The sequence below is a fragment of the Celeribacter marinus genome, from assembly GCF_001308265.1.
In the GTDB taxonomy this organism is placed as follows: Bacteria; Pseudomonadota; Alphaproteobacteria; order Rhodobacterales; family Rhodobacteraceae; genus Celeribacter; species Celeribacter marinus.
In genome coordinates, this window is record NZ_CP012023.1 from 1,005,264 (window position 1) to 1,023,562 (window position 18,299).

Genomic DNA, 18,299 nt, shown 5'->3' on the forward strand with positions numbered 1-18,299 from the left:
TCATGTCAGATCCGTTCAAAAACAAAACATGGTGGCTCATCGGTGCGTCCGAGGGCTTGGGCCGCGCTCTTGCCAAAGAGATGGACGCGCGCGGCGCACATGTCATCTTATCAGCCCGCTCCACGGACAAACTCGCACAGGTGGCAAGCAGCATATCTGCCTATACGATTGTGCCTCTTGATGTCACAAGCAAAGACTCGGTGATGGCGGCATGGGACAGCGCAAAAGATGCGGACGGCGTACTCTATTGTGTTGGCGCATATGAGCCTATGTCAGCCCGCGATTGGGATGCGGACGCCGTCGAGATGATGATCGAGACCAACTTTACCGGTGCGGCCCGCGTTTTGTCGCATGTTGTCCCCGCCTTTGTGAAACGTGGCGACGGGCACATCATGTTGATCGGATCTCTCTCGGGATATCGTGGTTTGCCCGATGCCATCGGCTATGGTGCGTCTAAAGCGGCATTGATGCATCTGGCGGAGAACCTGTTGATTGATCTCAAAGGCACGGGTGTCAGCGTTCAAATGGCGAACCCCGGCTTTATCGACACGCGCCTCACACAAAAAAACGATTTCAAAATGCCGCAACTCATGCAGCCGGATGCCGCCGCGCGCCATGTTATGCAAGCAATTGACAAAGGACGGTTTGAAACCGCGTTTCCACGCCCCTTTTCCCTGTTGTTCACCCTTGGACGATTTTTGCCGCGCCGCCTTTTCAATCGCCTGTTTGGATGATCCGCAGGTATATGGACGTTGGTCGGACTTTCGCCTAAAGCCTTGGGCCAGAAATTATCCGATGGAAATAGCCCAGTGACGCGTACCACAACCCTTAAAGTTGACGATGAGCAAGGCACGATTGCGCTGGCCACCCGCCTTGCGGCACATTTGCGCATTGGCGATGCAGTGCTTCTCGACGGATCATTGGCGGCTGGCAAGACGTTTTTCACCCGCGCCTTAATTCGCGCGATGGGCTGTGATGAGGACGTAACGTCTCCCACCTATACCATCGCCAATATCTATGATGGGCCCAATTTTCCGATCCTGCACGTGGACGCCTACCGCCTCAAAGACGCGCAAGAGTTCTACCACCTCGGCCTTGACGACTATTTCGAGACAGGCGTGAGCGTGATTGAATGGGGCGAGCGGATAGACGGTTTTTTTGACACACCTCTGTCCATTCATATCGGATTTGAACCGCAAGACACCGCGCGCAGTATAACGCTAACGGCGCAGGATGCCCGATGGGCTGATGTGCTCACTGACTTGGAGACCACGCAATGAGTTTGATGCTCCTTTTGCAAACATCCAACGGCGTTCCTATGCTCGGCCTCGCACGCGCAGATGAGATCGTGTTCGATAGCTCCACCCTGCCCGAATGGGACGGCTCACGCGACTACCGTGCGATTTTGGAGGCGGGACTAGCGGCGTTGGGCGCCGATTTGTCTGATTTAACGGAGATCACTGTCGACATTGGTCCTGGGGGCATGGGCGTGACACGCACAGGCGCATCATTTGCCAATGCTCTTGGCTTTGCGCTAGGCCTGCCTGTCTGTGCCATCCCTGCGTTTGAAATGCTTGGGGCGCAGCTCGCAACGGACGAGACACCCGTCGTCATTGTTCGCAAAGCCGCGCGACCCTATGTACATTTCGGTCTCTATCAAAATGGAGAACTTGCACGATACGAACATCTGACGCGCGATGAGGTGCAAAACCTCATCACATCCTTGCACAAATTCAATCTTGCGGGGAACGTGTCCTTTGACGGTCATAACGCGCCGATGAGGAATGCAGCCGATCTACAAACCATGCTCACAGTCGCACGGTCCAAGCCCGCGCCCGCGCCACAGGCCCGCGTCTATCCGATCGTGGAGGTTCTCACATGACGCCCTCGGTGATTGAAATCGCGGATTGCCTCAAGGCCGGCGGTGTCGTTCTACTGCCGACCGATACAGTGCTTGGCCTCGCTGTCTCACCCCAGTTTGACGCAAGTGTGGCGCAGCTCTATGCGCTCAAAGATCGGCCACGCGAAAAAAATCTTCCGGTTATGGTCGCTGACGCTGATCAAATCGAAGCTCTGGGCGCATACCTTACGACGAGCGCAAAACGTCTTATCGCCTCGGAGTTCGTGCCGGGCGCGATCACACTGGTCATGGAACTTGGCCCTGACACCCCAGCGTGGTTATCGGGTCGCGACGAGATCGCCGTGCGCATCCCCGATGACGACAGGTTGCGGGCGGTGTTGCGCGAAACAGGGCCACTGCTTGTAACCTCAGCCAACCGCTCAGGGTGCGACACACCCCACACAGCGCAAGACGCCAGTGCTCAACTCACCGCGACACCATCCATGGTTGTCGACGGCACAGGCCACGCTGGCGCGCCCTCTACAATCGTGAATTGCCGCGTTTGGCCGCCCGAGTTCATCCGGATAGGGGCCGTCTCAACCGCTCAGATCATGGCTCTCATGGAGGCCGATCAATGAGCAAATTGATCCTTGGAATTGAGACATCGTGCGACGACACATCGGTGGCCCTCGTTGATCGGTCCGGCGCGGTTGCAGCCATCAAAACCGTCTCGCAGTACGACATTCACGAGGCCTTTGGCGGCGTCTACCCCGAACTGGCGTCTCGTGCGCACCTGCATGCGATATTGCCAACAATTCAAACCGTTATGACGGACGCCGCGACCACACATAGTGATCTCGAAGCCATCGCTGTGACTCGTGGGCCGGGCCTGATCGGCTCGCTTTTGGTCGGGCTGTCGACCGCCGAGGCATTGTCAATGGGATGGGGTGTTCCGGCGTATGGCATCAACCATTTGCGCGGTCATATTCGCTCTGCGGCCCTTGAGGGGGGGATCACCGAATTTCCGGCCGTGGTCATGCTCGTTTCAGGCGGGCACACCCTTATCGCCTTTCTTGAAAACGAATGGTCTTACCGCCTACTGGGCACAACACGCGATGACTCTGTGGGCGAATGCTATGACAAAGTGGCGCGCACGCTCGGCCTTGGCATGCCCGGTGGCCCCGCAATTGACCGCGCCGCCGCACGTGGCACACCTGTGCTGCGCCTTCCGCGCCCTATGAAAAATGACGCCTACGAGTTTTCATTTTCTGGGCTAAAGTCATCGGTCGCGCGTCATGTCGAAACCCACCCAGACGTCAGTGTCGACGACATGTCCGCCTCATTCGTCGCCGCATGCATGGATGTGTTGGCGGCCAAAGCGGAACGCGCCCTCAAAGAATGCGCACCAAAGTCATTGGTGATTGTAGGCGGGGTCGCAGCATCGGCACAGTTACGAGAGACCATGAGTGCATTGGTTGAGCGCTACGGCGTGACATTGAGCCTGCCGCCCGTGAAATGGGCAACGGACAACGCCGCGATGATCGCGATGGCCGCGTGGGACTATGTGGAACGCGGTGTTCAGCCTGACCTAATGCCCAAACCGAACCTAAGCCTAGAGACGCCCTAACCGTCGCGCTTGCCCAAACCGTCGCGCTTGCCCACCAGCTTTTCAAGCGCGTTGAGGCGGTGGCGCAGGCGTTGGATTTCTTCGGCCTGTTCGCGTGAAATAACCGCGAGGTATGTCAACGCATCCTCGACACGGTTGCTATACTGGGACGGCTTGCCCATGGGGCGCTCATGGAACAAACGGTCCCGACCGAGCGCGCGCGCCAGATCCGTGTTTGTTGGCGCATACCTGTCCAAGACGGATTGGCGTATTTCAACCGGCATGGTGGCACTATCAGGCGCGGAGAGTTCCGGCAGACTGTACATCCGCATCACGCGGCGCATATCGTAGTCGCGCACTTTTTCCTCATGCCCGCGATTATAAAGCGCCACAAAATTAGCTTGGGATGGCCCAAGCGAGCCATGCACAGACTTGTACTCATCGAACCTATCGGGATGGCGCAGCCCCCAATACGTGCAGAAATATTGCACAATTCCATCAACGTCCCGAATGTCATCATAGGAATGCACGCTTGTGGGCGCGGCATTCGACCACAGATCATAGATCGCCGCGTAATCGAGATGATGCGCGCTTTCGTCCGCAAACTCTTGAGGTGTTTTGGTTGAGAAGCCCGTGTGCAATTTATGCTTTAGCCCCCACTGGCGATAGGCGCTTTCAATCCATTCATCTTGGCGCCGAAACACCAATATGACTTCAACCTCACTGAACACTTCGGTTTCTTTGGCGTAAGCGCCGATAACCGCACTGGTGTCTTGCGCGTTACGCGCTTGGGCCAACACCTCGTTGGACAGGATAAAATGACTTGCCTCGCTTGTCGCGGCAAAGGTTTCGAGTTCGGCCAGCCCCACCGCCAGTGCCGCCGGCGTATTCAACTCACCGGGCCCCGTTAGCCCCTCAAACCCGTCAATGTGCTCCAAAAAACGGCCTAGATAATGAATGCCAGAGCGTTTTAGAAACCCTGTTTCCTTCAACAAAAACTGTTGAAGTGCGGAGGTGCCCGTTTTTCCCATACCCACATGGATTGTCAGTTTTTTACTCATACCATCTGCGCCTTTGACCCTGCTTAGCCTAGGTCTAAATCACTCTGGCACATGACACAACTGTGACGCCTATACGTTACTCGGCGCGGGGCATACATGACAGCAGACACGCAACGCGCGGGTGCGGCATGCGCGCACATTGGCGCATTGTATACATCGGGATACATTGACTTTGCACGCGCCGTGAGCTACGCGATCTCTCAAACGCGTGTTGCCCAAAGGCGCATGCACATCAACCCGCACATGTGGAGACCCAAATGGCCCAAGAGACCCCCGACATCATCTACACCATCGTTGACGAAGCCCCCGAACTGGCCCGCGGCTCGCTCTTGCCGATCATCACGGCCTTCTCTACGGCTGCAGGTGTCAATGTCGAAACCCGCGACATCTCTTTGGCCGCGCGCATCCTGTCGCTCTTTCCCGATGAATTGACCGCCGAACAACGGGTCTCCGACGACTTGGCCGCTCTTGGTGAATTGGTGAAAACACCCGATGCCAACGTCATCAAATTGCCGAACGTGTCGGCCTCCGTTCCACAGCTTGAAGACGCCGTGAAAGAGTTGCAAAGCCAAGGCTACGCGATCCCCGACTACCCTGCCGATCCCCAAACGGACGCCGAAAAAGCCGTGCGTGCGAAATACGACACCGTCAAAGGCTCCGCCGTGAACCCCGTTTTGCGCGAAGGCAACTCGGATCGCCGCTCCGCCAAGGCCGTTAAAGAATACGCAAAAGCCAACCCGCACCGCATGGGCAAATGGACAGCCGAGAGCAAAACAACTGTGGCCTCCATGTCGGGCAACGATTTCTTTGCCAATGAGAAAGCCGCGACCATCACGGGTGCACAGGTCGGCGGCGCAAAGATCGTCTTTACCGCTACCGATGGCACACAGACGGTGCTCAAAGACGGGTTGTCCTATGGCGAGGGCGAGATCGTCGACGCGACCTACCTCTCCGCCAAAGCCCTGCGTGATTTTGTGAAAGCCGAAGTAGCAAGCATGGAGCCGGGTGTGTTGTTTTCGGTCCACCTCAAGGCCACGATGATGAAAGTCTCCGACCCGATCCTGTTCGGCCACTTCGTCTCCGTCTACATTGAGGACTTCCTCGCGAAACACGGCGACAAACTCGATTTCAACCCGAACTCCGGCCTTGGCGCCCTCGAAGATCTGATCGCGGGCAACGCCGAAATGGAAGCCGATTTGAAAGCCGCACTGGCCGCCAAACCGCCTCTCTACATGGTCGACAGCGACAAAGGCATCACCAACCTGCACGTCTCGTCGGATGTGATCATCGACGCGTCCATGCCCGCCGTGATCAAAGCGGGCGGCATCGGTTGGGGTCCAGACGGCAAAGCCGCCGACACCAAATGCTGCATTCCCGACAATTGCTACGCGGGCGTCTACGACGAAACCGTCGAGTATTTCAAAGAGACCGGCACACTGGACGTGACCACCTGTGGCGCGGTGTCCAACGTTGGCTTGATGGCGCAAAAAGCCGAAGAGTACGGTTCGCACCCCACCACATTCCAGGCCGCCGCAGATGGCAAAATCGAAATCGTTTTGGACAATGGCGATGTGCTACATTCGCACAGCGTTGAGGCGGGCGATATCTGGCGCGCTTGCACCGCCAAAAAGGCTCCGATCCTCGACTGGATCAAAACGGGCATCGAGCGTTTCGACGTTGTTGGCACGGGTGCATTCTGGCTCGACGCCAACCGTGCGCACGATGCCGAGCTGATCAAATACGTCGCCCCCGCGCTCAAGGCCGCCGGCAAAGACATTCCGATCATGGCTCCACGCGAAGCGACCCGTTACACATGGGTTGAAATGCGCGCCGGCAAAGATGTTGTGACCATCACCGGCAACGTGCTGCGTGACTACCTCACCGATCTGTTCCCGATCCTCGAACTTGGCACCTCCGCCAAAATGCTGTCCATCGTCAAACTGATGAACGGTGGCGGGTTGTTCGAGACAGGTGCCGGTGGCTCCGCGCCCAAGCACGTCCAACAGGTCGAAGAGGAAAACCACCTGCGTTGGGACAGCCTTGGCGAGTTCTGTGCGCTTGGTGAAAGCTACAACTTCCTCGCCGCAACCAAAGGCCGCCCCAAGGCCGCCGTTTTGGGCGCAGCTGTCGAAGTGGCGACACAAAAGCTCTTGCTTGAGGGCAAATCGCCCGAGCGCAAAGTCGGCCAGAATGACAACCGCTCCTCGCACTATTGGTTTGCTCGCTACTGGGCCGAGGCCTTGGCTGCACAAACGGATGACGCCGATTTGGCCGCTCACTTTGCGCCCATCGCCAAACAATTGGTCGACGGCGAGGCCGCAATCCTCGACGAGTTGCAAGTCGCCGAAGGCTCCCCCGCCGATTTGGGCGGCTACTACCACGCCGATCCTGCCAAAGTCGCATCAATCATGCGCCCGTCAGCAACGTTGAACGCCATCATCGGCTAAGCGATCCAAGCTAATACCCGGACCCGAAGGGCGCCCGCGGGCGCCCTTTTTACATTCTGCACCATCGCCCACACTCTGCGCGCGCCAACCTTGGCGTTGTGAACGACCGTTCAGGTGGGGTAGGAGGACCGCAAACACGCACATTCGTTGCGCCCGTGATTTGGAAAGCCACATACCCTATGTCTGATCCACGCATGAAACTGGTCTTGGTCACCCCCGAAATTCCGTGGAATACAGGCGCGATCGGACGGACCTGTGTGTCCCTCAATCTCGAACTGATCCTGATCAAGCCTTTGGGGTTTTCCCTCGATGAGAAGTCCGTCAAACGGGCGGGTACGGATTATTGGAAGCACGTTCACCTAAGCGAATATGACAGCTGGCAACACTTTTTGGATGTGCGAACACCACCGCGTGACAGTCTCTATTTCTTTGAGGAAACCGGTGCGCAAAGCTTTTACACGCCGGACTATCAACCCGATGCGTATTTGGTATTCGGCTGTGAATCAAAGGGCCTGCCCCTGCCCATACTGGAGGGGCTTGAGGATCGCATATTCCATTTACCGATGCGCAATCCCCTTGTCCGCTCATTGAACCTCGCCAATGTCGCGACCACTGTCATTTACCAAGCCATGCGACCCTATCTGACCTAATAGACGCGGTTACACGTAGGCGGGCCACGGCGCGCAGGCGAAGACACCGCCATCGACATACAGCGTTTGACCCGTCACAAATCCTGCCGCTTGCGAGGCCAAAAAGACCACCGGCCCTGCGATGTCTGACGCCTCACCAACGCGGCGCAACGGGGTGAGAGCCGCCCATTTGTCCGCGTACCCGTCTGCCTCCGCCGCTGTGCGTTCATTGGCAATCGCACCCGGAGCCACGCAATTGACACGGATCCCAAGCGGGCCAAGCTCCAATGCCGCAGCCTTGGTCAATTGCTCAATTCCGCCCTTGGAGGCTGCGTAGTCCACAAGGTTTGGAAACGCCACCTTGTTGCAACCCGATCCAATGTTGATGATCGCGCCCCCCAGACCCGCCGCGCGCATCGCCCGCGCCGCTGTTTGGGTGTTGAGAAATGCCCCGCGCAAATTGGTGCGAATAACACGGTCGAAATCGTCAACGTCGAGCTCGAGAAGTGCCGACCACGTTTGGATGCCCGCATTGTTCACGAGAACCGTAGGCGTTGCCCCAAAATGCGCGGCCACAGCCCGATGAAACGCATGCACTTGATCTTCATCACCAGCGTCACATTTCACCGCAAAGACCGCCGCACCGTACTGCGCCTCGACATCGCGCGCGGCGGCCTGTGAGCTATTATATGAGAACCCGACACGGTAGCCATCCGCCACCAGCGCACCAACCAAATGCGCGCCAATACCGGTGCTCCCGCCAGTGAGAATTGCAACTTTATCCATCAGTCCATCCTATGCCCCTGCATCTTCGGGTGCGATTGAAACGGTTTTTATGATCGCGTGACAGTGGACACCCACGACCAACCCCAACGCGTCCGCAGAGCGCTGTGTAACGCGTGCAAGAATTGGTCCCGCCGAGGTTTTGAGCGACACAATCGCTCCGGGGCCATCGCCGCGTTTCACCGCCACAATTTCGCCAGCCATGATATTGAGCGCCGACAGACCAACCGGAACATCGCGCGATAGAATGACATCTTGAGCCGCGATGCGAACCCGCATCATGAGGCCAAGGTCGCGCGAAACATGTGGTAAAAACAGTGGTACGCCGCCTGCATCCAATTCGCTCAAACCGTCCTCATGATGTGCGATCACGCGCGCCTCAATTACGGCCCCTGCGCCGCGCACACCTGTGGGTAGGACACTTGGGTCTGACAGCACGTCCAAGGCCTCGCCCTGACGGATCACCCGCCCGCCCTCAAGGGCCACGACTGTGGTTGCCAGTCGCGCAACTTCGGTCGGAGCGTGGCTCACATATAGGATCGGAATATCAACCTCGTCACGCAACCGCTCGAAGTACGGGATGATCTCTGCCTTGCGCGCCTCATCAAGCGCCGCCAACGGCTCATCCGCAAGCAACAGACGCGGGCGGGACAACAACGCTCGACCAATCGCCACACGTTGACGCTCTCCGCCTGACAGGCGCGCCGGACGGCGATCCAAAAGATCGCTTATCCCCAGCAACTCGACCACCCGCGACATTTGTGCGGCATCATCTGCGCGCCGGTTTAGCCGCTGACCATAGGCAAGATTCCCCGCCACTGTGAGGTGTGGAAACAACCGCGCATCTTGAAAAATGTAGCCAATACGCCGTTTATGTACCGGCACCAGAACGCCCGCTCGGGTATCAAGCAAAACCTCCCCGTCCAAAACGATCCGTCCAGCGTTCGGGCGCTGTAGGCCCGCAACAGCGTCAATGATTGTCGACTTTCCCGCACCAGAGCGCCCGAACAAGACGGTAATCCCCTTTGGGGCTGTAAAATCTACATCCATCGCAAACCCGTCAAAAGCGTGTTTTACACAGACCGATAGGCTCATTGTCCGCCCACCTTTCGCGCCATGCGTTTGGCGAGAACTTCAGAGAGGACAAGCGCCCCCATTGCGATCACGACCGAAATAATGACGAGGCGCACCGCCGCCCCCTCACCGTTTGGAGCCTGCAAAAAGGCGTAGACAGCAGAAGGCAGCGTTTGCGTTTGCCCCGGAATATTGGAGACAAAGGTTATGGTAGCGCCAAATTCTCCCATCGCCTTGGCAAAGGCCAAAATTGCACCTGTTAGAATTCCAGGCACGGCAAGCGGGAGCGTGATCGTCGCAAAGACCCGCAAGGGAGATGCCCCCAATGTGGCGGCCGCCTGTTCCAACTTTAGATCGACCGCGTCTATCGACAAACGAATGGCACGCACCATCAACGGAAACGCCATGACTGCCGCCGCAAGGGCCGCCCCCGTCCATTGAAAGGCAAACGTGACCCCAATTTGAGATAACAGCCCGCCAATCGGCCCGCGCGCCCCAAAGGTTAACAATAGCAAATAACCCGTCACAACAGGCGGTAGGATCAGCGGCAAATGAATCAATCCGTTGACGACTTGTTTGCCCGCAAACTCCCACCGCGATAGTGCATATGCCGCGACTATTCCAAACGGCAGGCTCACGGTCGTCGCCCAGAACGCAACTTTGAGGGACAGCGCCACCGCCTGCCATTCCTCGGGCCCAAGCCACATCACGGGGTGTGCTCCATGACAATGAACCCGTGAGATTGGAACGTTGCGCGCGCCGTCTCCCCCATGAGTGCCCCGCGAAAGCTTTGCGTTGCCGCGCCGCCCTGTCCCGCAATCTCGGCCATGGGATAGACGATTGGCGGATGAGTGATTTGCGGGAAATGCGCCACGACATGTACGCAGTCCGATGATTGCGCATCGGTGGCATAAACGATCCCGTAGGGTGCTTCGCCTGACGCCACGAGGGCCAATGCAGCACGTACATTATCACTTTGAGCGACTTGGCCTCTTACGCTGCCCCAAAGACCGAGACTCACCAAAGCGGCCTTGCCATACATGCCCGCAGGGACTGCATCGACCAAGGCCATAGCGAGATAGCCCTCACCCAACCGTGTGGCCAAGGCGGTCGGATCCGTCAGGCTCACGGGCGCATCCGTATCGTGGGCAACCAAAACCAAGGTATTGCCAAGAAGGTCAACCCGCGAGCCCGCAACCAAAAGCCCGTCCGCCTCTAAAACATCCATCCAGTCTGCATTCGCGGACACAAACAGATCGGCGGGCGCACCGTGTTGGATTTGACGCGCAAGAACAGATGATCCCGCATAAGAAATCGCCACATCCAACCCCGTGCGCGCCTCATATTGGCGCGCCACATCGTCCAACGCTGTCTTTAGACTGGAGGCAGCAAATACAGTGACATCGGCCGCCGCCGCGCCGCGCCCACCACACAAGGTGGAGGCGGCAATCAGCGAGATAAGGAACGTACGAAACAGCATCATAGGCTTTCGGATATTGGGCGGTGTGAACGTCTGCACATAATGGGCAGCCGCCACGAAAGCGCAAGGCATCAAGCGGATAAGCGCCCGAGCAAAGCGTTGAAATCCAAGACCGCCTCGCCGCGTCACGGGTGCCTGCAAGTGACGCAAGGTCATCCATCCTGTCCAAATTTTGCCCCGTTTCGGTCCCAAAAATGGTTAACAAACCGTCAATACCTACCCCAAGACAGATAGGGAGCGGGCAGACGCCCGAACACAAATATGTTTGTAGACGCTGACACATACGCGACAGGGGCACCCTCCAAAGGTGCGCGCAAAACGTTTGGCCCGACCTATGCGCACAAACCATGGCGAATCTACGCAGGTGGCCTCAAACGCGTGTTCGACATCGCTTTTGCACTGGCGATATCTCCCATTGCTCTACCTTTGATCGCTGTTTTGTGGGCACTTGTTCGCATCGAGGGCAAGCCCGCGATCTATGCCCATCTACGTGTGGGTAAGGATGGGCACCTCTTTCAGTGCTACAAACTGCGCACGATGAAATTGGACGCAGATGCGATCTTGGCGCGGCTATGCGCCGAAGATCCAGAGATTGCCGCCGAATGGCACACCTACCAAAAGCTCGAAAACGATCCTCGTATCACTCAAATGGGCCACTTTTTGCGCGCTACCAGCCTTGATGAATTGCCACAGCTTTGGAACGTCATCACGGGCGACATGAGCTTTGTCGGACCGCGCCCTTATACCCCAGACCAAGAAACCATGTACGAGAATGCGGGTGGTCGCGCTTACCGCGACATGCGTCCGGGCATCACGGGGATTTGGCAAGTCGAAGGACGTTCTGCCACCACGTTTATCGATCGTGCCCGCTTTGACAACGACTACGGCGTGCGCCAGTCTCTCGCCCTCGACCTCTCGTTGATCGTGCGTACCGTGGGCGTTGTATTTGCTAAAACTGGCCGCTAGGCCGCGCCGAATTCGACCAAAACGCCCCGCCTGTATCTACAGACGGGGCGTTCTATATTGTGGACTCGGGTCAGGTGATCCGCTTGATCGACGCCATAATTTCATCGCGCTCGAACACCGACTTCCAATCGTCGCGCATTAGGGCCGGAATTCCGAATTCAATCGCCTTATTACAGGCATCGGAAAACTGCCCCTGTTGTACGCCAAAAATCACAGCGCCTAAAATGTTCATGTGACCGAGCAAGAAATCCTTGGCGCATTCTTCGGAAACGCCTGTTTTCACGACCTCGTCCATGGCTTGTTTCATGACCATCAACAAGGACGCACAAACGGTTTCTGACAAGCCCGGCTCAAGGTAGGCCATTTGCTCAACGGTCACGCGGTAGGTTTGGCGCACGGGCGCATAGATCGCCTTGGCAATACGATCACCAAGCTCATAGTGCGCGTCCGGTCCCTGCATCAACGCGTTCACCACGCCTTGCGGATGCGCCACACCGCCAAACCGGTCAAGACGGGCGGCCTCGGTCGCCTCGTTGTGGTAGATCATCGGATGGCACGGATGGGACACGAAATACGTGATGTCCTCGCGTTCGGGCAAATGTCCCGCATACGGGGCTGCGGCGTCCAAAATGACAACCATTGTACCCGTATCAAGTTTGTCGATGATCCCGCTGGCGACTTTGCCAATGAGCGTATCAGGCACCGCCATAACAACCACCTCCGCCCCCGACAGTGCGGCATCCATCTCAACACAATCGGCACCAACGGCCTCTTTTAGACGGGCACGCCCCGCCTCGCTGACCTCGACGTGACGGACGTTAAATTCGGTTTGTGCAAGATTGAGAGACAGGCGCACACCCATCTTTCCACCTGCACCCAACAGGGCAATCGTCGTCATCTTATGTATTCTCCTACCAGTGCCAGTCTTGGCTTGCTTAACTGGTATGATGAGATAATATCTTAAAAAGATTGTCAATCCGTCCCAACGCAAGATGTACGTGCGAGTACACACGCACCCCAAAGGAGCCTGCCCCATGACACCACCCCATGCCCCATTGATAACGTGGTTCGGGGATGATTTCACAGGATCGGCGGCTGTCATGGAGGTGCTCGCGTTCGCAGGCATTGATGCCGTGTTGTTTTCGGACACCCCAAGCCCCGCTCTGATGGCGCGGTTTCGGTCGGCGCGCGCAATCGGGATTGCCTCCACCGCGCGCACGCATGGGCCGGACTGGATGGACGCCAATCTACCCGCGCCATTGGGCTATTTGAACGCACTCGGCGCACCGATTTTGCATTACAAAATCTGTTCGACCTTTGACAGCGCACCCGCCTCGGGCAACATTGGAAGAGCGATCGAGATCGGCCTCGGCATCACACAGACAAAGGCCGCGCCATTGCTCACGGCGGCGCCGCAAATGCGCAGATATCAGGCCTTTGGAACCCTGTTCGCGGGTAGTTTCGACGGCGTACACCGCCTTGATCGACATCCCGTCATGGCGCACCATCCCGTCACACCAATGGCCGAAGCAGATCTTTTGGCACATCTCGCGCATCAAACCACGTTGCCCTGCGCACTCCTCAATTTGGAAGCGATGTGGACCGATCCAGAGCCTGCACTCACACAGGCCTTGCAGGCTGGCGCACGCATTCTTTCGCTCGACAGTATCGATGCCAACACCGAAGCGGCGGCAGGTAAACTCATCTGGGACAACCGCGCGGCCCTCGGATTTGTTGCCGGCTCGCAAGGCGTCGAATACGCGCTTGTACGTCACTGGCAAAACATCGGCCTTATTGCACCCGCCCCCTCCCCTAAATCCGCTGGAGCCGTTGCGCAAATCGCCGCCGTCTCTGGCTCGGTCTCGCCCTCCACGGCGCGCCAAATCGCATGGGCCAAAGCCAACGGGTTCGAGATTATCCGCTTTGACGCCGCACGCGCCCTTCACAGCGACACAGAACAATCAGACGAGATAGCGACCGCGATCAAATTGGGTGTTGCAGCCGCCCGCGCGGGACAAAGCCCACTGATTTGTTCGGCCACCGGACCAAATGATCCGGCCGTAACGGCCTTTGGTGCAGCCCTCGCGCGCGCCAACATCACACCCGATCTCGCAAATGAAACAATCGGCACCTCACTTGGTACCATCCTTGACGGTATCCTCACACAAACAGATATTCGCCGCGCGGTCATCTCGGGGGGCGACACTTCCGGCCACGGAATGCGCGCACTCAAGCTGGACGCGCTCAAAGCGCTCGCGCCCACAATTGCGGGGGCTGCCCTTTGCGTAGGGTACGGCGACAGCCCACATGACGGGTTGGAAATCGCCCTCAAAGGCGGTCAAATGGGGTCCGAAGATTTCTTTGGCTGGATTCGCGACGGCGGTGGCCCCCGCTAAGTCCACACGCATGACACCAAAACTGAAAGACACATATATGTCCGCACGTCAGATCAATGTCACCTACCGGCTCGAGACATCGGGTGACATCGCTGCGCTCGCCGCGAAAATCGCATCGGATCAATCGACCGGAACCTTCACCGAATTACCAAATGAAACGGCAGATGTCAGAGCGCGGTGCGCCGCGCGGGTCGCCTCCATCACGCCCCTGCCCCATAGCGACACCCCCGCGATACCGGACCCGAACGGTCATGGCCCATATCACCGCGCGGACGTCGTGATCTCCTATCCGATGGACGCCGTTGGCACCGACATCGCAGCCCTTGTGACGATCACAATCGGTGGGGTCTATGCCGTCAAAGGGCTTTCGGGCGTGCGCGTGATGGACATCGACCTGCCGCCTGAATGGTCCTGTCACCCCGGCCCACAGTTCGGCATGCAAGGTTCGCGTGACTTGATGGGGGTCACAGACGGCCCGATGATCGCGTCCATTATAAAGCCCTCGCTCGGGTTGCTGCCCGATGCCACCGCCGAGGTGGTGGCGCAGTTGTGCGCGGCGGGCGTCGACTTCATCAAGGACGACGAAAAACTGATGAGCCCTGCGTATTCGCCTCTTGAGGCGCGCGTCAAAGCGATCATGCCCGTGATCCGTGCCCACGAGGACAAAACGGGCAAACGCGTTATGTACGCGTTTGGCATTTCCGCCGCCGATCCCGACACCATGATGCGCAACCACGACATTGTGCGCGCACATGGCGGCACAGCAGCGGTGGTGAATATAAATTCCATCGGCTACGGCGGCATGAGTTTTTTGCGCAAACGCTCCGAGTTATGCCTACATGCACATCGCAATGGATGGGACATCCTGACCCGTCACCCACGCCTCGGAATGGAATTTCGCGCCTATCAAAAACTCTGGCGACTTTTGGGCGTTGACCAATTCCAGATCAACGGCATTCGCGCCAAATATTGGGAACCCGACGACAGCTTTGTCCAATCGTTCAAAGATGTGACCACGCCCATTTTTTCGCCCAAAGATTGCCCGCTGCCCGTAGTGTGTTCGGGCCAATGGGGCGGCCAAGCGGTGGACACCTTCAAACGTACGGGTGGGTCACTTGACCTGATGTATCTGGCAGGCGGCGGAGTTCATGGCCACCCGATGGGCATGGCCGCAGGCGTGCGCGCAATCCGTCAGGCATGGGACGCGGCCAGCACAGGACAGACGCTAATCGACTATGCCAAAGATCACCCTGAACTTGCCGCGGCATTGCGCAAATGGGGCGACACTTCCCAATAGTCACATCATGCGGGCACGCTCGCGCTCGACCATTCCGAACAAATCACGCGGATCATCCGGATCGGCAATCATGTCCAACTCGGCAAAGCGGGTCGACCCTTTGAGAGCATCGCGCAGCCACCTCAGAGCCGAAAAATCTTCAATTGCGAACCCGACACCGTCAAACAATGTGATGGCGCGATCATCTTCGCGTCCTTGCACATCTCCCGTGATGACTTGCCACAACTCTTTGACAGGGTGGTCTGCATCCAGTTGTTGAATGTCGCCTTCGACGCGGGTTTGCTCGGGGTATTCCACAAAAATGTCGGACCGCAGCAAGATATCGCGGTGGATTTCGGTCTTTCCCGGACAGTCGCCGCCGATGCCGTTGATGTGCAATCCGGCGCCCACCATATTGTCGGTCAGGATCGTGGCATACTGCTTGTCGGCCGTACACGTTGTGACGACATCCGCGCCCTGAATGGCCTCTTCGGGTGAGGTGCACACCACAACCGCAAGACCTGATCCCGCTAGGTTTGCGGCACATTTTTGCGTGGCGGTGCTGTCGATGTCATATAAACGCACGGTATCAATCCCGCAGATCCGTTTGAGGCCGAGCGCCTGAAACTCCGACTGTGCGCCATTGCCGATCAGCGCCAAGGTCCGCGACCCTTTGCGCGCAAGGTATTTCGTTGCAACGCCCGATGTCGCAGCTGTGCGCAAGGCCGTCAAAATCGTCATCTCTGACAAAAGGACCGGATAGCCAGTGTCCACAGAGGCCAAAAGGCCAAAGGCCGTGACGGTTTGTAACCCGTCTTTCATGTTTTTGGGGTGACCATTGACGTATTTGAACCCGTAATCAACACCGTCAGACGTAGGCATCAACTCAATCACGCCCTCATGGCTATGCGAAGCAATGCGCGGGGTTTTGTCAAATTCGGGCCACCGTCTAAAGTCATCTTCGATGCAGTCGGCGATCTGCGCGATACAGGTCTCTATGCCAATATCGAGGACCAAGCGCATCATATTTTCGACACTCACGAAAGGCACGACATTCAATTTTTTTTGCATGATTTATCTCTATTTTCGGAGTGTTATTGCGCGCTACGCGTCATGCGGTCTAAAACGCGCCGCCCGAATAGGCTCGCGGTCAAGTTGACCAACAGTTTCGCCGTCCGCCCGCGCTCGTCCAGAAAAGGATTGAGTTCGACCAAATCCAATGAGTGGACCAAACCCGCCTCTTCGACCATTTCCATAATCAGATGTGCCTCGCGAAAGGTCGCTCCACCTGGCACAGTCGTGCCAACAGCAGGGGCAATTGCAGGGTCCAAAAAGTCCACATCAAGACTGATGTGCAACCACCCGTTGGCCGCTTTAACTTTCGCCAAAAATTCGCGCAATGGCGCCACAATCCCGAACTCGTCAATGGCGCGCATATCATGCAGTTCGATCCCTGCCGCCTGAATGGCCTTGGCCTCGTGACCGTCGACGGAGCGTAGGCCCATCATGCAAATATTCTCTGGCGCCACGGGGTGGCTGACATCGGGAAAATACGGCGAAAACCCCGCTTGTCCGGTATAATAGGCCACGGGCGTTCCGTGCAGGTTGCCGCTCTCGGTGGTGTCGAGCAAATGGAAATCAGGGTGCGCATCGAGCCACAAAACAAACATTGGACGGCCTTGCTCTGCGGCCGCGCGCGCAACGCCCGTCACCGTACCCGCCGCCATGCAATGATCTCCACCAAGGAAGATGGGCGTACCGTCGCGGGCCCCATGATAGGCCGCGTCACAAAGCGCCTCGGTCCAAGCCACAACCTCATCCATGTGATGGATCGCCGCATTTGGATGCACTGGGCGCGCGCGCACGTCAGGCTGCACGTCACCGCGGTCCTCAACCGTACAATCCAATTTGGTCAGCTCTTCGGCCAAACCCGCCGTCCGAAGCGCCTCAGGCCCCATACGACATCCGCGTTGGCTAGCACCCTCCTGAACGGGGGCTCCGATAAGTATACAATGTGTCACGTGCGTTTTCCTCACAGTCAGGCGCATATTTTCCTTGCAATAAGTGGCAGTAATAAGTGCAATAAGTGATCACTTTGCAAATTCATTCACCCGTTGTGAAAGATAAAGATATCAAAATGGACGACTTGGACCGTACGCTTATCGCTCATCTGCGCCGCAATAGCCGCGAGCCTATCGCGAATCTTGCGGCGGCTCTCGAGGTGTCGCGCGCCACAGTCCGCACCCGTTTGGATCGGTTGATCAGCACGGGTGCGATCACGGGATTTACCGTGCGAGTACGCGAGGATGACCTGACAAGTCCGGTGCGTGGTATCACCTTGATCAAAATCGCTGGGCACCGCACGGCGCGCATCATTGCGCAGCTTCAAAAAATCACCGGCATTCAGGGTATTCACTCAACCAATGGGAAGTGGGATTTGATCGTAGAATTGGCGAGCGAGAACCTATCAAATTTCGATGCTGCACTTGGCGCAATGCGCGAAATTGACGGCATTTCGGAATCCGAGACAAATCTACTTTTGGGGACACATCACCACGGTAAAGTCGGGCGTCAAACCTGACTGGTCTGCGCTCCGCCCGAAAAACCGACTTTCATCCACGCAGAACAAGACCCCAAAGATAGGCGCCCGCACACCGCCGTATTGAGCGCTTTTTCGATAAAACCCTAGACAATCTTAACGAGTTTCACCCGAATTGTTCGCCCCCACCCATCCGCCATTA

At 57.4% G+C, this 18,299-nt stretch carries 19 protein-coding genes; 11 read left to right on the forward strand and 8 right to left on the reverse strand.

Features of this window, described 5'->3' with window-relative positions:
* Positions 1-2 precede the first annotated feature (2 nt).
* The 5 genes from IMCC12053_RS04845 to tsaD all read left to right on the forward strand — a co-directional run bounded on the left by IMCC12053_RS04845 (position 3) and on the right by tsaD (position 3,467).
* Complete coding sequence (locus IMCC12053_RS04845) at positions 3-734, forward strand: SDR family NAD(P)-dependent oxidoreductase (protein WP_062216247.1); 732 nt, start codon at positions 3-5, stop codon at positions 732-734.
* A gap of 75 nt (positions 735-809) precedes the next feature.
* Entirely contained in the window at positions 810-1,280 is a 471-nt protein-coding gene (gene tsaE, locus IMCC12053_RS04850) for a tRNA (adenosine(37)-N6)-threonylcarbamoyltransferase complex ATPase subunit type 1 TsaE (protein WP_062216249.1), read from the forward strand.
* Complete coding sequence (locus IMCC12053_RS04855; protein WP_062216251.1) at positions 1,277-1,882, forward strand: hypothetical protein; 606 nt, start codon at positions 1,277-1,279, stop codon at positions 1,880-1,882. Before tsaE ends, IMCC12053_RS04855 begins: the two co-directional genes overlap by 4 nt.
* Complete coding sequence (locus IMCC12053_RS04860; protein WP_082389041.1) at positions 1,879-2,478, forward strand: L-threonylcarbamoyladenylate synthase; 600 nt, start codon at positions 1,879-1,881, stop codon at positions 2,476-2,478. The genes IMCC12053_RS04855 and IMCC12053_RS04860 overlap by 4 nt, the downstream gene beginning before the upstream one ends.
* Positions 2,475-3,467, forward strand: a complete 993-nt coding sequence (tsaD, locus tag IMCC12053_RS04865) for a tRNA (adenosine(37)-N6)-threonylcarbamoyltransferase complex transferase subunit TsaD (protein WP_062216253.1) — start codon at positions 2,475-2,477, stop codon at positions 3,465-3,467. Before IMCC12053_RS04860 ends, tsaD begins: the two co-directional genes overlap by 4 nt.
* Here tsaD and IMCC12053_RS04870 read toward each other — a convergent pair.
* Complete coding sequence (locus IMCC12053_RS04870) at positions 3,464-4,507, reverse strand: hypothetical protein (RefSeq protein WP_062216255.1); 1,044 nt, start codon at positions 4,505-4,507, stop codon at positions 3,464-3,466. The two genes, tsaD and IMCC12053_RS04870, sit on opposite strands and share 4 nt — an antisense overlap.
* Before the next feature lie 257 nt (positions 4,508-4,764).
* Between IMCC12053_RS04870 and IMCC12053_RS04875 the strand changes: the two genes are divergently transcribed.
* Together IMCC12053_RS04875 and IMCC12053_RS04880 are read left to right on the forward strand one after the other, a co-directional pair.
* A complete protein-coding gene (locus IMCC12053_RS04875) occupies positions 4,765-6,954 on the forward strand; it encodes an NADP-dependent isocitrate dehydrogenase (protein WP_062216257.1) in 2,190 nt (729 codons plus the stop codon).
* A gap of 179 nt (positions 6,955-7,133) precedes the next feature.
* Complete coding sequence (locus IMCC12053_RS04880) at positions 7,134-7,604, forward strand: tRNA (cytidine(34)-2'-O)-methyltransferase (RefSeq protein WP_062216259.1); 471 nt, start codon at positions 7,134-7,136, stop codon at positions 7,602-7,604.
* A 9-nt stretch (positions 7,605-7,613) separates the two neighbouring features.
* On the opposite strand, the gene IMCC12053_RS04885 is transcribed toward IMCC12053_RS04880, so the two are convergent.
* Genes IMCC12053_RS04885 through modA form a run of 4 tightly spaced genes read right to left on the reverse strand, consistent with a single transcriptional unit; the run spans position 7,614 to position 11,076 of the window.
* On the reverse strand, positions 7,614-8,369 hold the full coding sequence (locus tag IMCC12053_RS04885) for an SDR family NAD(P)-dependent oxidoreductase (RefSeq protein WP_062216262.1): 756 nt from the start codon (positions 8,367-8,369) through the stop codon (positions 7,614-7,616).
* A gap of 9 nt (positions 8,370-8,378) precedes the next feature.
* Positions 8,379-9,461 carry a molybdenum ABC transporter ATP-binding protein gene (gene modC, locus IMCC12053_RS04890; RefSeq protein ID WP_062216264.1) on the reverse strand — a complete coding sequence of 361 codons (1,083 nt, stop codon included), beginning with the start codon at positions 9,459-9,461 and terminating at the stop codon, positions 8,379-8,381.
* Entirely contained in the window at positions 9,458-10,150 is a 693-nt protein-coding gene (gene modB, locus IMCC12053_RS04895; protein ID WP_062216266.1) for a molybdate ABC transporter permease subunit, read from the reverse strand. The genes modC and modB overlap by 4 nt, the downstream gene beginning before the upstream one ends.
* Entirely contained in the window at positions 10,147-11,076 is a 930-nt protein-coding gene (gene modA, locus IMCC12053_RS04900; protein WP_236852538.1) for a molybdate ABC transporter substrate-binding protein, read from the reverse strand. The genes modB and modA overlap by 4 nt, the downstream gene beginning before the upstream one ends.
* A gap of 105 nt (positions 11,077-11,181) precedes the next feature.
* Between modA and IMCC12053_RS04905 the strand changes: the two genes are divergently transcribed.
* Positions 11,182-11,886 carry a sugar transferase gene (locus tag IMCC12053_RS04905; RefSeq protein ID WP_236852540.1) on the forward strand — a complete coding sequence of 235 codons (705 nt, stop codon included), beginning with the start codon at positions 11,182-11,184 and terminating at the stop codon, positions 11,884-11,886.
* 70 nt (positions 11,887-11,956) lie between these two features.
* On the opposite strand, the gene IMCC12053_RS04910 is transcribed toward IMCC12053_RS04905, so the two are convergent.
* Complete coding sequence (locus tag IMCC12053_RS04910) at positions 11,957-12,784, reverse strand: phosphogluconate dehydrogenase C-terminal domain-containing protein (protein ID WP_062216268.1); 828 nt, start codon at positions 12,782-12,784, stop codon at positions 11,957-11,959.
* Positions 12,785-12,920: 136 nt separating this feature from the next.
* Here IMCC12053_RS04910 and IMCC12053_RS04915 point away from each other — a divergent pair, with 136 nt between their 5' ends.
* Positions 12,921-14,282 (forward strand): four-carbon acid sugar kinase family protein, encoded by a 1,362-nt coding sequence (locus IMCC12053_RS04915; protein WP_062216270.1) that lies wholly within the window; start codon positions 12,921-12,923, stop codon positions 14,280-14,282.
* A gap of 37 nt (positions 14,283-14,319) precedes the next feature.
* Positions 14,320-15,579, forward strand: coding sequence for a 3-oxo-isoapionate-4-phosphate decarboxylase OiaX (gene oiaX / locus IMCC12053_RS04920; RefSeq protein ID WP_062220897.1), 1,260 nt, complete (start codon positions 14,320-14,322; stop codon positions 15,577-15,579).
* Here oiaX and IMCC12053_RS04925 read toward each other — a convergent pair whose 3' ends face one another.
* Complete coding sequence (locus tag IMCC12053_RS04925) at positions 15,580-16,629, reverse strand: ornithine cyclodeaminase (protein ID WP_062216272.1); 1,050 nt, start codon at positions 16,627-16,629, stop codon at positions 15,580-15,582.
* Positions 16,630-16,652: 23 nt separating this feature from the next.
* Positions 16,653-17,579, reverse strand: coding sequence for an arginase (rocF, locus tag IMCC12053_RS04930; protein WP_256209769.1), 927 nt, complete (start codon positions 17,577-17,579; stop codon positions 16,653-16,655).
* 116 nt (positions 17,580-17,695) lie between these two features.
* Here rocF and IMCC12053_RS04935 point away from each other — a divergent pair, with 116 nt between their 5' ends.
* A complete protein-coding gene (locus IMCC12053_RS04935) occupies positions 17,696-18,139 on the forward strand; it encodes an Lrp/AsnC family transcriptional regulator (RefSeq protein ID WP_062220900.1) in 444 nt (147 codons plus the stop codon).
* Positions 18,140-18,299 lie beyond the last annotated feature (160 nt).